Below are 13,214 nucleotides of genomic sequence, written 5' to 3'. Positions count from 1 at the left end.
GCAAGAATTAAAACAAAAAAATAGCGTCCAACAAAAATTGAACGCTATTCATCAATATAATTAAAACTAATTCTAGATTAATTAATCATTGTCTTCAGAATCTAATGTTGCTAGAGCACCTTTTCTGTTAACCTCGTCTAAGTCGAAATCTACAATATTTGGCAATGTGTCTTTTAATGCCGTGTAGTTACCTTTAAAACCATTATTACTTAGTAAAAGTGTTTTTAAGTTTGTGAGGTTAGCTAACTCTTCTGGCAAACTACCATAAAATGCATTATTAGATAATATCAATTCCTCTAATTGGTTTAACTCACCAATAGATGATGGAATAGCACCTAATAAATTATTATCGAAAAGGCTTAATACTTTTAAAGATTTAAGATTGGAAATACTTTTTGGCAACTTACCAACCAACTTATTACTACTTAAAATTAAGCTCTCTAATTTAGAAAGATTACCTATAGATGGTGGTATCTCGCCAACAAAACCGTTATTGAATAATTCCAAGGCTTTAAGGTTGGTTAAATTACCAATTTCAGCAGGAATTGAGCCACTCAAATTATTAGAGAATAATTTAATCTCTTCAAGATAGCTCAATTCTAAAAGTGCCTTAGGCAGTTCACCTTCTAATCTGTTGAATGATAAATTTAATATTCTTAGGGACGTTAAATCCGAAATTTCGTCAGGTAACTCGCCATCAAGGTTATTAAAACTTAGATTTATAGCTACGACCTTTTCATTTTCTAGGGTCAGACCATACCATTCAGAGACAGGTTGTTCAATGTTCCAAGATGTTTTCCATGAATCACCCTTTGTTGAATTGTAAAGTGCTATAAGTGCGTCTTTTTCGCTTTGAGAAACGTTTGCAAATGTAAATGCAGAAAGCAAGCAACATAGTAGTGTTAATTTTAAAGTCTTCATTCTTAGTAGATTTTGTGGAGGGACACAGTTTCATAACGAATATAGAAGCATTATCCTTAAACTGCAACTTTTTTCGATAAAGTGCAACTCTTAAATAACTAAACCCCTGATTTAAAAGGTTTTAATATTTTTTACTGTTCAATGTCAGTCGCTTGAAACCCTATAACTTCTTGGTTTTCGGTAGTCACTGAAAGTTGAATGGGATTACAGCAGATTTCGCAATCCTCAATATATTCTTGTTGATGTTGAGATACATCTATAAGCATGGAAATTTGTTCCCAGCAATATGGACATTGAAAGAAATACTCTTCCATTGGAACACGTTTTTAGAATTGAACATTTAATAATTCACCGCTAATTTGCAACACTAAGACCTCAGCCAATTTAGCATCATACTTTGCCTGATTACGACTCAACTCAGCAGTTAATAGATTAAGCTGCGCTTGTCTAAATTCTATTGAGGTAACCTGTCCTAGTTTAAATTTTTCTTGAGTCCTAACAAAATTGTTTTTGGCCGTTTTAATATTATCTTCTTGAACCTGAAAGATCTTTAACTTGTTCTGATAGTCGTCCCAGGCGTTATTGAAGTTTCGTTCTACATCCAGCTTTAATTGTTCTTTTTGTAGCTTCTGATTTTCTAAATTAATTCTAGCGTTTTTTACTCTAGTGACGGTACCCCCTCCATCAAATAGATTCCAGCTTAAATTTAATCCTGCGGATAATCCAGTATTGGTAGAAACAGCAACGAAAGACGCTGCATTATTATTGTTTTCATTCCAACCATAAGTACCTACCAAGCCTATTGTGGGTAAATAACCCGATTGATTAGCCTTAAGTGTAAACTCATTTATAGCAATGTTTTTTTTATTCTGAATAAGCGTCACGTTGTTACCGTAGACCTTATTCAATAACTCGTCCTTATTGAGTTGCAATAGAAAAGTAACCGTAGTATCCACAACAAATTCGCTATCTAAAGTATTGCCCGTTACAAAATTCAAATCACGTTTGGCGTTGATAAGGCCTTGTTCAGCATTTATGATATTAATACTATCATTATTAATATCAACCTCTGCATTGAGCACGTCTAACTTTGTATTTTGTCCGTAATCAAACTGATATTCTGATCTTGTAAGTCTGTCATTAGAAATATCTAAAGTTTCCTTTAATGATTTTAAATTCTCTGATCGTCTTGCCACATCATAATATACAGTGAGTAGTTGTGTAACGGTATTCTCTATAGTTTCTCTAGCCTGGAGTGCACTCAAGTTGTATTCTTCTTTTAGACGCTTATAGTCATAACGTCTACCCAAACCATCAAATATCGTATAATTGAGATTAATATTGGCGTTATACCGAGAACTTTCTGCACCATTTAAAACCGCTGGTGGATTACCATTAGAAAACTCTGCCGTAATATTATCCCTATTAAAAGTTGCAGCAGCATTTCCTGTTAATGTAGGTAGATATCCAGAATTTAAAATACCTTTATTATTCTCTGCCACCTCAACATTGTTATTTGCTATTTTAATACCATAGTTATTCTCTAATGCTAAGGTGATCGCTTCTGATGGTTTCACAACTTCTTGTGCCAATCCAATAAGCGGTAAGCTAATTGTTATAACAATTAAACCAAGTATGAAATTTTGTTTCAGTCTCATTCTCTTTCTGCAATTAGATATTCTTCACTTTGATTTATATTCGACTCACCCGACATAATGATACCCTCATTTTTTTCTTTTATAGCGCGCTCAACCTCCTCTTTTGTGATTTCATCTCCTGTCCATAACCATTTGGCATTCTTCTTTATGAAATTACTAAAGGATAAGAAAATTGGCAATAATATTAACGTAAGAACTGTAGCAAAACCAATTCCATAAGCAATGGAAACAGCCATAGGAATTAAAAATTGGGCTTGTCTACTTTCCTCAAAAATCAAAGGTGCTAAGCCAGCAACAGTTGTTAAGGAAGTTAAAAATATAGCCCTAAACCTTGAACGACCTGCTTCATATAAAGCATCATCAAACAACATACCTTCCTTTAAGTTACTATTGAACTTACTAATCAATACCAATCCATCATTTACCATGATACCAATCAGTGCAATAATACCTAACATGGATAATATGTTCACAGGAAAATCATGAATCCAATGTCCCCAAGCCACCGCAGGTAAACTAAATGGAATTAATAGCAACAAAATTAAAGGTTGACTATAACTTCTAAACGTAAATGCAATAACTATGTAAATTAAAAGCAAAACCGTTATTCCTACAGGTCCTAAGGAATTTATAAGTTTTAAGCGCTCCCTATTCTGTCCTTCGTAAGATGGTGTAACCGTTGGATATTTTGATAGAATCTCTGGCATGATGTCATCCCTAATCTCTGCCATGATATCGGTTGCACTAGTCTTCTTTGGGTCCGTGATATCTGCTGACACCTGAATTTCGCGTCGTCCTTCTAGATGGTTTACTGCCACATCACCGCGGACAATCTCATAACTTGCTATTTCCTTTAATGGTATGCGCTGACCAGCAGGAGTAGAAATACGCATATTATCAAGATTGTTAATAGACGAGCGACTTTCCCTATTATAACGCACCCAAACTCTAATTTCATCTTGTCCACGTTGAAAACGCTGAGCTTGAGCACCGAAGAAAGCGGCTCTTACTTCGGTCATCACACTTCTTAAATCTAATCCTAAGGCATAAGCACTTTCATTAAGTTTAAGTCGTATTTCTTTAATACCAGCAGGATCATTATCCGTTACATCCTTTAGTAATACATTGTCTTCCAGGATTTGCTTTAATTCGGACTTTACAGCTTTAAGCTCTTTTATATTATTCCCCAATAAGGATACCGAAACAGGTAAACCACCAAAGTTTCCACCACTACCATAAACTAAACTCTCTACACCAATTACAGAACCCACACGTTCTTTAATGCGATTAGAAACTAAATCAGACGTAATCTCATTAGGCCTCTCCTCACCTGGCAACAAATTAATTGCTAACGAAGCCGTCGAGGAACCTGGACCAATATTTTTTATGATATTTTCGACTAAATATTTATCAGGGTTCTCACCCAAATACTCATCATTAATCTCTTTAGTAACCTCTTTCGCTTTAGCTTCAATCAATGAAATAATACTATCGGTAACTTTTTCATTGGTACCATTAGGCATTTCTAGATTAATACTAATTCGGTCACTAGCTATTCTAGGGAAAAAAGCGCCTCTTATAATTCCGCCTTGAAAACTCGCATTGGTCAACATGTAGAACGCAATAAAAATAGCAACAGTTAAGAACTTATTATTTAAGGCAAAGCGCAAGGTTGGGCTATACATACGATCCCGAGACCATCGCATGATCTTATCGCCAAAGGTGTTGATATAACGTAATTTTGAAAAGATTTTCTGAAAAACACCGACCAATCCTGTTTTTTGAACTGGACTCTCAGCACGAAGTGCTTTAGAATGCGCCAAATGCGCGGGTAAAATGATTAGAGCTTCAACAAGTGAAACAACCAAAGTGAGAATTACAATTACGGAAACTTCGCCAAAAAATTCTCCTATTCTTCCATCCAAAAATAAGAAAATACCAAAAGCCAAAATTGTGGTTGAAATAGCAGAAACAATAGCCGGCAAAACCTCCATGACGCCATCAATCGCAGCTTGTTCTGGTGACTTTCCTTTTTCGTAATGCTGGTATATATTTTCAGCTATTACAATACCATCATCCACCAAAATACCAATAACGATTATCATTCCAAATAGCGATAAAACATTAATGGTAACATTAAAGTAACCAGCAAACATGAACATACCCAAAAAGGCAACTGGTAGGCCAAAAGCAACCCAAAAGGCCAGTCTTGTATTTAGAAATAGAGATAAAAAAGTTAAAACCAAAATCATACCGATAATGGCATTTTCGGTGAGTAACTCTGTACGCTGTACCAATGTTGTAGATAAATCCCTTACCACATTGAGTTGTACATTCTCATACTTTTGATTAAACTCTTCTATATAAGCCTTGGTTTTATCAGCTGAAGAAATTAGGTCTTCGGTGTTGGTGCTTGTTATGGTAATATTAATTGACAAATTACCATCAAAATAATTAGCGTTAGGAGTTTCAGAAAATTGATCTTTTACAGTAGCAATATCCTTAAGCTGAATCTTACGTCCTGAAGGATCTGACTTTACGATTAAATTCGATAGTTCATCGGCATAATACGAACGGTTATTTGCTCTAATCAAGTATTCTTCTGCATCCGTTTTAATTGTACCACCAGTGGTTATTAAACTCGCCTGATTTACCGCTTGGGCAACTTCAGCAAAGGTTAGATCATAAGCTAGCAAATTAGTTTCGTTAACTGCAATTTCAATTTCTTCTTCTGGGTACCCTGTGATTTGTATTTGGGAAATACCATCGATACCTCTTAAATCATTTTCTACCTGTCTACCAATCTGTTTTAGTGTTGCTAAGGGAATATTTTTACCGCTTACAGCAAAGGTTATCGTAGGTCTAAGTGCTTCTTGCTTTGCAACAATTAGAGGCTCCATACCAACGGGAAATGTAGGCACACGATCTACTGCATTCTTCACTTCGAGAAGCATAAAATCAATATCCTTTCCTTTTTCAATTTCAACATTAATGTTACCACTATTTTCTCTCGAAGTTGATGTGACACGTTCTACTCCATTTAATCCTTTAAGATTATCTTCAATCTTAAGAACTATACCTTCCTCAACCTCTTGTGGAGAAGCGCCGGGATAAGTAACATTAATGCTAATATTTTTGGAATCCACTAATGGAAAGAAAGAAGACTTCAATTTTGATGCTCCAAAAAGTCCAAAAACTAAAAATGCGAGTATAACAACATTAACAGCTACACTATGCCTAATAAAATATGCTATTAAATTCCTCACGGTTAAATGTCCTTAGAATTAGTGGCTGTGTATGGTTTTACTTTCATACCAGCATAGGCTCCAGGCACTGGTTTTGATAAAATAATTGTACCATTAGGTATGTCTTTTAAAACTACTTTGGCATCTGAAAAGTAAACAGGATTAACATCTATAATATCCAAAATACTGTCTCTTACAACAAAAATTTGATCGCCATCCAACATCAAATTTCTATTGATTTCGATAGCATCGCTTTCTTCTTTTGCATTAAGGTTTGCCTCTAGATACATCCCTTCTTTTAGTGTTTTATCCTTTACTTCTATATAAGCCGTAATAGTTTGCGTAGTGGCGTCTATACTGCCATTTACCCGAGACACTGCACCATTAAAGTTTTGAGTCTTATCTAAATTATTAAGTGCTACTTGCTCTCCAACTTTTAAAAGACTAGCGTAGGCTTTGCTAAGTGCGACTTCCATCTCGTAAGCAGAAGGATCTATATATTCACCAAGCTTTTGTCCATTTCTTATCAGTGAACCTTCAGTGACCAAAGCCTCAGTTAAAATTCCAGTAAAAGGTGCTCTAATATTGTACTTAGCTAAACGCTGCTCAAGATTCTTGACATTATAATAATTCGATACGATACCTCTACCTGTAATGAAATAATTTTCTTTATCGGTCGTCATTTTTGGCAGTTTTGGTGTTGATTTATTTAAATCAAAACCATTGAGGTAGGTTTGCCACTTCTGAAACACTTCAGGAAAATCTAATCTCAAGTCTGGCATTATAGCTGCTATGGAGTTATAGAGATTGCTTTTTGCCGATTGAACACTTGCATAGTATTCTGATGCATCAATTCTTATTAAATTTTCACCTTGACGATATTCTTGTCCTGGTTTAAACAATTTATTCCCTGTCCGAAAGACACCTTGAACCTCTGAGTAAAGCTCTACTCTTCGTTTAGCCACCAAGCTACCATTGGCTGGAATTACGATTTGCACTGTTGAATTATGAACTGTATCGGTAAAAACCGTTTTTACAACTTTCTCGGGAGCCGGTCGCTTTTTATCGCCTTTATCGGCAATATACTGACTAGCAAAGTAGGCTCCAACGATTAGAAGTCCTCCTAATATTGAAAGAATAATTTTACGCATTTACTTGATGGTTATTTAAGCTGCAAATTTACCTATATCAATGCGCTATGCCGTTAAAAAAAACTTAATTGTTAAAATTGTCGAGCTGTTCTTGTACGGCCTCCCAATCTTGCATTAATTTTTCCAAATCTAATTTTTTGGATTTGTAAGCTTCGAAAAAATTAGGATCTGAAACCGTCTCATCATAATTAGTAGCTAGAGCGACATCATCATTTTTAATGCCCTTTTCAAGTTGATTGATCTTAGATTCGATATTACTAAGCTTATTATTTAAAGACTTAAGTTTCTTTTGATCTTCATAATTCTGCTTGTTACTCTCCTTTGGTTTCTCAGTGATAATGGTTCGCTTTTCAGCTTCCCTTAGGTTTTCAAGATTTCTTTGCTCTAGATAGAAATCGATATCACCTAAATACTCTTTGATGTTTTGATCTTTAAATTCATAGACCGTATCCGTTAAGCCTTGTAGAAAATCCCTATCATGAGATACTAATATTAAAGTGCCCTCAAACTTTTTTAATGCTTCTTTTAATACATTTTTGGATTTAATATCGAGATGGTTTGTTGGCTCATCCATTATTAATACATTCAATGGTTGCAATAACAACTTGGCCAAGGCTAAGCGATTACGCTCACCCCCAGACAACACCTTTACATATTTTTCAACTTCATCTCCTCTAAATAGAAAAGAACCCAATATATCTCTAACCTTACTACGATTGGTTGCATTGGCAGCATCAATCATGGTATCTAAGACTGTTTTATTCCCGTCCAAATATTCTGCCTGATTTTGCGCGAAATAGCCAATTTGAACATTATGTCCTAAGGTCAGTTTCCCTTTATGTTCAATCTCACCAACAATAATTTTAGCCAATGTCGATTTTCCTTGACCATTCTGACCTACAAATGCTGTTTTGGTATCTCTAGCTATTGAAAGATTAACATTATTCAACACCTGTAAATTGCCATAATATTTAGAAACATTTTCCATTTCTATGACCACTTTACCTGGTGTAATGGATACAGGAAAGTTTAAAGTCATGACACTATTATCGTCTTCATCTACCTCAATTCTATCAATACGGTCCAACTTCTTTATTAAGGATTGTGCCATTGTTGCTTTCGAAGCTTTTGCCCTAAACTTCTCAATGAGTTTTTCTGTCTGTTGAATTTGTTTTTCTTGATTTTTCTGAGCAGCCAACTGTTGTACTTTCATTTCCTTTCTGAGTTCTAAGAACTTAGTGTAGGGCTTGTTATAATCATAAATTCGACCTAATGAAATCTCTATAGTTCTATTGGTCACGTTGTCCAAAAACATCTTATCGTGAGAGACAATAACTACAGCTCCTGAATAGTTCTTTAAGAAGTTCTCTAGCCATATTATAGATTCGATATCTAAATGATTGGTTGGCTCATCTAAGAGTAATAGATCATTATTCTGAAGTAAAAGTTTTGCTAATTCTATGCGCATTCGCCAACCACCAGAAAATGTATCTGTAAGCTTATTGAAATCTTCTCTCCTAAATCCTAGGCCTTGAAGAATCTTTTCAGTCTCACCTTGATAATTGTAACCTCCAAGAATTTCATACTGATGCTGAATTTCATTTAAATCGATCATTAATTGATTATAAGACTCGCTTTCATAATCGGTGCGTTCGGCTAATTGGGTATTTATGAGTTCGAGCTTAGATTCACAAGCTTTAATCTCCTTGAAAGCTTCATAGGACTCCTGTAAAACAGTCTTTCCGAAATCAAAATCGATATCCTGCTTTAGAAATCCAATCTTTAAATCTTTCTCTGCCGCTATCTGTCCAGTGTCTGCTTCTTGTTCCTTAGAGAGTATTCTAAGCATGGTTGACTTTCCTGCACCATTCTTACCAATCAAACCTATTCGGTCTCCAAGACCTAGTTTAAATGTTATGTCCTCGAACAAATATTCTCCTTGAAAGGCTATAGATAAATTATGAATATTAAGCATAGTAATTCTGAATCACGCTATTGTAATAAAGTTACAATAGTTACAATACAAGGCTGGTAAAAAATTTATCTTTGTATTGTTTTAAAAAACGCAAAAGTAACGGTTTTCAATATGATAAGAAAAGGAATGAAACTTTATAGTATTCTTTTTGGCGCATGTCCCAAATGCCATTTAGAATCAATGTACACGGTTAAAAACCCTTATGTGCTTTCCGACACGCTTAAAATAAATGAAAAATGTTCTCACTGCAGTACCAAATACAGAATGGAACCATCCTTTTTCTATGGATCAATGTATGTGAGTTATGGCGTAGGTGTTGCTTTTGCGGTCGCTGCGTTTATTACGAGCTTCGTTATATTCGAGTCTTCTATTCTTTTGGCGTTCATTTCAATCGTGTTGACTTTAATTGGTTTTATGCCAATTATTATGCGCTTGTCCAGAAATATCTGGATTAACTTATTTATGAGTTATGATAAAGCGCTAGCTCGTAAAGCCAAAAATGCCGCGTCTAACAATGTCAATGCTTAAATCTCTCAATATTTATTTCAAAATCTAAGGGCTTATCGTTTTCGATAAAATTAAAAAGCTTCTCGGCAACATAAGGTGCAATCATCACACCTCTGGTACCTAACCCATTCAAGACATATAAATTTTGTGATTTTGGGTGTCTTCCCACCAATGGACGTCGGTCCTTGACTGTTGGTCTTATACCTGCTTCATGCCTAATAACCTCAAAATCACACTTGATAAAAGTTTTTAATTTGGTTAGTAATTCGTCTAGTCCTTCATCTGTAGGTTGATGTGTTTTATCCTTCCAATTGTATGTGGCACCAACATAGTACTTATTATTACCGATAGGTATAATAAACACCGACGACTTAACACCAAAATCAATTTGTAAATCGGGTGCCTGTATAATTAGTACTTCTCCTTTTGTACCATTTAATGGAATGTGACTGAAGAATGGATTCTTTTTAACTCCAAACCCTTCTGCAAAGACAATTTGCTTTGGTATTATTTCATTGTACTTAAGACTGCCTCTTTCAATTTGAAGTTTATGATATTGAAATTGTTCTTCTTTTAAAGTATCCTTTTCCTTTAAAAAAAATTTATATGACTTTATTAAATTTTCTGTATCTAAACGACCTGTATGCAGGACTTCTCCAAAACCATAAGGCGCATCAATACAATCATGGGTATTCTTAAGGAGCTGGATTGAAAGATAAGGCTCTAAACTTGGCTTATCAGCTGCATTAAACCAAAGATTTTGTTCTTCGATGGACGTAAATCGTCTTAAAAGTTGAAGCTTATGGTCAAACTTAACTCCTAAATCTGCTTCTATCTTATTATAAACAGGCAAAGCAATTTCCAACTGTTCCTTGGCTTTCCAAACATCAGAAAATCGCTTAAGAACTACAGGGTTGTAAAGGCCCGCTGCGACTAAAGATGATTTCTGAGAATTGTCATCATATACCATAAAAGATTTATGGTTTGCTCGCAATTGCTCACAAAAAGCTATACTTGCCAAACCACAACCAACAATAATATAATCTACTTGTTTCACATAAGCGAAATTATCAAAAAGATTTATGCCAAGGCAAGAATGATATGAATAAAAAACGCCCACTTAAAAAGTGAGCGTTATATCTAATCGTGTGAGCTAATTAGTAGCTCCACATATCTTGTTCAAAATCTCTAATCTTATTCTTAATACGTTCTGATTCTAAAAGTTGCATTAACGCATTTTCAGCAACATATTCTTTGATCTCTCTATCACCATAAACGTTCTCTTCCTTATAGATAAGTCCGTGAAAACGACGGCTATTTAATAAGTGATCGAAAGAAATTGGGGATGCACTATTATTATTGTTAAAGGCTTTTGCTTCATGCAAAATATCTCTAATTTCTGGATAAAAAACCCAAAATAAGCCAATAGGTTCTTTGTTCGCTTCGTCATCAGAATCAATAAAGTTAACATCTGGTGCTGCTGGAGCAATACCTAGGATACGATACTTTAACTCTCCTTGACGCTTATCGAAATACCACAACCCTTTAATAAGAAAAGAACTGATATCTGCCGCTCCAATTTCTCTGCGGATTACATATTCTTCTGGCACTTTAGAAACATCAGAAATACCTTCAGCATTCATCCACTCTATACCTTCATCAGTAACCTCTTCTTTCTTTAAGGATGGCGCTAGATCTTCCATAGTACGTTCTTCAGTAAAATAGGCGTCACTGTATACTTTAGGAATCATACCGCTTTCGATGTTTTCCATCAAAACCTTATATAAAGACTTACGATCATCACCTAAATCTCCCTCAACTGGGAAATATAGAGGAAAGTTAACACGTTCGTCTAACACAATCTTTTCCCAGATCATCTTAGAAAATAAGATGTCTCTGTCTCCAACATAACCATATTCTAATGGCTTATCGTTATCTAGAAGTAACTGTGCTTCGGTTTTCATACCAATTTCTTCTGGTATTTTTGCATTAAGGACATTAGCTTGAGCAAATATGGTATTTGCAGCCAAGAATGTTAATCCTATGTATAAAAAGCTTTTAAATTTCATCTTATTTTTAAATTTTAATTTGGGCTTTATTTTAATGTGTAACGTTGAGTTATCGATTAAATTGCTTAGTTGGTAACTTCTACCGTTACTGGAGATACACCTTTCAACTGATATTTAGCGTTTCCTGAAATCTTAGCTTTAATATCAAATATTGCGATTACGTCTCCTCTACGTGCTTTGTTAATTGCTGATTTAGCCTGAGCATTCATTTTAGTACCAGCACATGAAACTGTAGGTTGTCCAGGCACTTTAACTTTAAATGATGTTACATTAATTGGTAAATCGAATACAAAATCATCTAACTTCGCTGCTACTGTCCCAATAGCAACATTACGCTTTGGTAACTTTACAAGACCATCCTTACCTGCAATTGTTCCTGTAGGTTTTGGAATATCTTTAATCCTAAAGGTTTTTCTATCGCTCGCCTTAGAACCATCATCTAGTGTAGCAGTAACATTAATGGTCACTTCTCTACCTGTTCCAGGATTCATAACATATTTACCTTTACCAGCCGGCTTGAGTCCAGCTCCAGAAGCTTTAACTTTATTATCTGGTACACCAGCAAAAGATATGGTCATTGGATTTGCAACACCACGATAAACTACGTTCATCTTATCTGCAGAAATAGTTGCAGAATTTGGTCTTGGCACTACTACATAGTTACCAATGATTGGAATCTCTAAAGGTTTACCATCTTCCAAGAAAGTAAATTTACCATCAATTTGGTGTTCTCCTACATTACCAACATTGAAATCTAATGTAGCTGCACCAGTTGAATCTACTGCCTTAGCAACATCTATATCATTTCCTTGTACAGATAGTTTAGTTGGTGTTACATTAGCATATTTTCCTAATACAACTTTACCCTGAAACTTTTCTCCTGCAAAAAATGCAGATTTATCAGCCAACACAATTGCTTGATATTTTTTAAGTGAAACTGCAGCATCCAATGTGTTACCTAAGAAAAGGTTAAACATGTTAGCTTCGGTAACTTTAACATCATTCTGCATTGCAGTCAACTTAGTGTAAGAGGCAATAGCTGGAAAACCTTTATAATGGTAATCTAACCAATCTATTTTTTTTCCATCTTTATTTTCTTCCTTTCCAGTATAAAAACGTTTTTCAAAACTCTCAATCGCCTTTTGATACTTAACATCAGAACCTAAAATATCCTTGACATCTTTTTTATACTTTTCGATTGCTGCCATTACGGCATCACCAGCTTTTGTTAAACGATCTCCCGTAAACCACATCTCATCTAAGATGTCTGTCTTATCCATTGCTTCGAATGGTAACTTCCCGGTTTCAGGGTCTACTGAATACCCTCCAGTTTTTAACAAATCTTGTTTTAATGTTCCTATATATGTATAGAATCTATCAGACACTGCACTAATTTGCTTTGCTTTATTAGCTGGAACTGCAAATTCTTCCGGCTTCTCCTCAGCTTTAGTTGCTAAATCAGCTAATAGTGCCGAATTCTTTTCTGTAGTATCAATATTAGAGTCTACAAACTTCGCTTCCATTAATCCGAAAGCGGATAGTACTTCTTTAGACATATTCATTGCCATCATAGCAATAAACACTAAGTACATAAGGTTAATCATTTTCTGCCTTGCAGATGCTTTTCCTCCTGCCATTGTAATTAGTTTTTAAATGTTAATTAATTAAATTGTTTATTCTAAAAAACT

The 13,214-nt window shown here is 34.9% G+C and carries 10 protein-coding genes; 1 reads left to right on the top strand and 9 read right to left on the bottom strand.

Features of this window, described 5'->3' with window-relative positions:
• Positions 1-81 precede the first annotated feature (81 nt).
• The 6 genes from H7F21_RS05880 to H7F21_RS05855 all read right to left on the bottom strand — a co-directional run bounded on the left by H7F21_RS05880 (position 82) and on the right by H7F21_RS05855 (position 8,950).
• Positions 82-921, bottom strand: coding sequence for a leucine-rich repeat domain-containing protein (locus H7F21_RS05880; RefSeq protein WP_246431418.1), 840 nt, complete (start codon positions 919-921; stop codon positions 82-84).
• Positions 922-1,052: 131 nt separating this feature from the next.
• Positions 1,053-1,235: a CPXCG motif-containing cysteine-rich protein gene (locus H7F21_RS05875; protein ID WP_185788275.1), complete on the bottom strand. Its 183-nt coding sequence runs from the start codon at positions 1,233-1,235 to the stop codon at positions 1,053-1,055.
• Positions 1,236-1,247: 12 nt separating this feature from the next.
• Positions 1,248-2,579, bottom strand: a complete 1,332-nt coding sequence (locus tag H7F21_RS05870) for a TolC family protein (protein WP_185788274.1) — start codon at positions 2,577-2,579, stop codon at positions 1,248-1,250.
• The gene (locus tag H7F21_RS05865; RefSeq protein ID WP_185788273.1) at positions 2,576-5,845 is read right to left on the bottom strand and encodes an efflux RND transporter permease subunit; all 3,270 of its coding nucleotides are present in this window, start codon (positions 5,843-5,845) and stop codon (positions 2,576-2,578) included. Before H7F21_RS05865 ends, H7F21_RS05870 begins: the two co-directional genes overlap by 4 nt.
• Before the next feature lie 2 nt (positions 5,846-5,847).
• Positions 5,848-6,975, bottom strand: coding sequence for an efflux RND transporter periplasmic adaptor subunit (locus tag H7F21_RS05860; RefSeq protein WP_185788272.1), 1,128 nt, complete (start codon positions 6,973-6,975; stop codon positions 5,848-5,850).
• A 64-nt stretch (positions 6,976-7,039) separates the two neighbouring features.
• A complete protein-coding gene (locus H7F21_RS05855; RefSeq protein ID WP_185788271.1) occupies positions 7,040-8,950 on the bottom strand; it encodes an ABC-F family ATP-binding cassette domain-containing protein in 1,911 nt (636 codons plus the stop codon).
• Between the two features lie 111 nt (positions 8,951-9,061).
• Here H7F21_RS05855 and H7F21_RS05850 point away from each other — a divergent pair, with 111 nt between their 5' ends.
• Positions 9,062-9,478 carry a DUF983 domain-containing protein gene (locus H7F21_RS05850; protein ID WP_185788270.1) on the top strand — a complete coding sequence of 139 codons (417 nt, stop codon included), beginning with the start codon at positions 9,062-9,064 and terminating at the stop codon, positions 9,476-9,478.
• Here the strand turns inward: H7F21_RS05850 and H7F21_RS05845 are convergent.
• From H7F21_RS05845 to porM, 3 genes are all read right to left on the bottom strand, one after another.
• The gene (locus tag H7F21_RS05845) at positions 9,468-10,514 is read right to left on the bottom strand and encodes an FAD-dependent oxidoreductase (RefSeq protein ID WP_185788269.1); all 1,047 of its coding nucleotides are present in this window, start codon (positions 10,512-10,514) and stop codon (positions 9,468-9,470) included. The genes H7F21_RS05850 and H7F21_RS05845 overlap by 11 nt on opposite strands.
• Before the next feature lie 100 nt (positions 10,515-10,614).
• On the bottom strand, positions 10,615-11,526 hold the full coding sequence (porN, locus tag H7F21_RS05840) for a type IX secretion system ring subunit PorN/GldN (RefSeq protein ID WP_185788268.1): 912 nt from the start codon (positions 11,524-11,526) through the stop codon (positions 10,615-10,617).
• A gap of 65 nt (positions 11,527-11,591) precedes the next feature.
• Positions 11,592-13,163 carry a type IX secretion system motor protein PorM/GldM gene (gene porM / locus H7F21_RS05835; RefSeq protein WP_185788267.1) on the bottom strand — a complete coding sequence of 524 codons (1,572 nt, stop codon included), beginning with the start codon at positions 13,161-13,163 and terminating at the stop codon, positions 11,592-11,594.
• Between the last annotated feature and the right edge of the window lie 51 nt (positions 13,164-13,214).

The organism is Winogradskyella flava, assembly GCF_014243395.1.
Taxonomy (GTDB): Bacteria; Bacteroidota; Bacteroidia; order Flavobacteriales; family Flavobacteriaceae; genus Winogradskyella; species Winogradskyella flava.
This window is presented reverse-complemented; position numbering and strand designations above follow the sequence as displayed.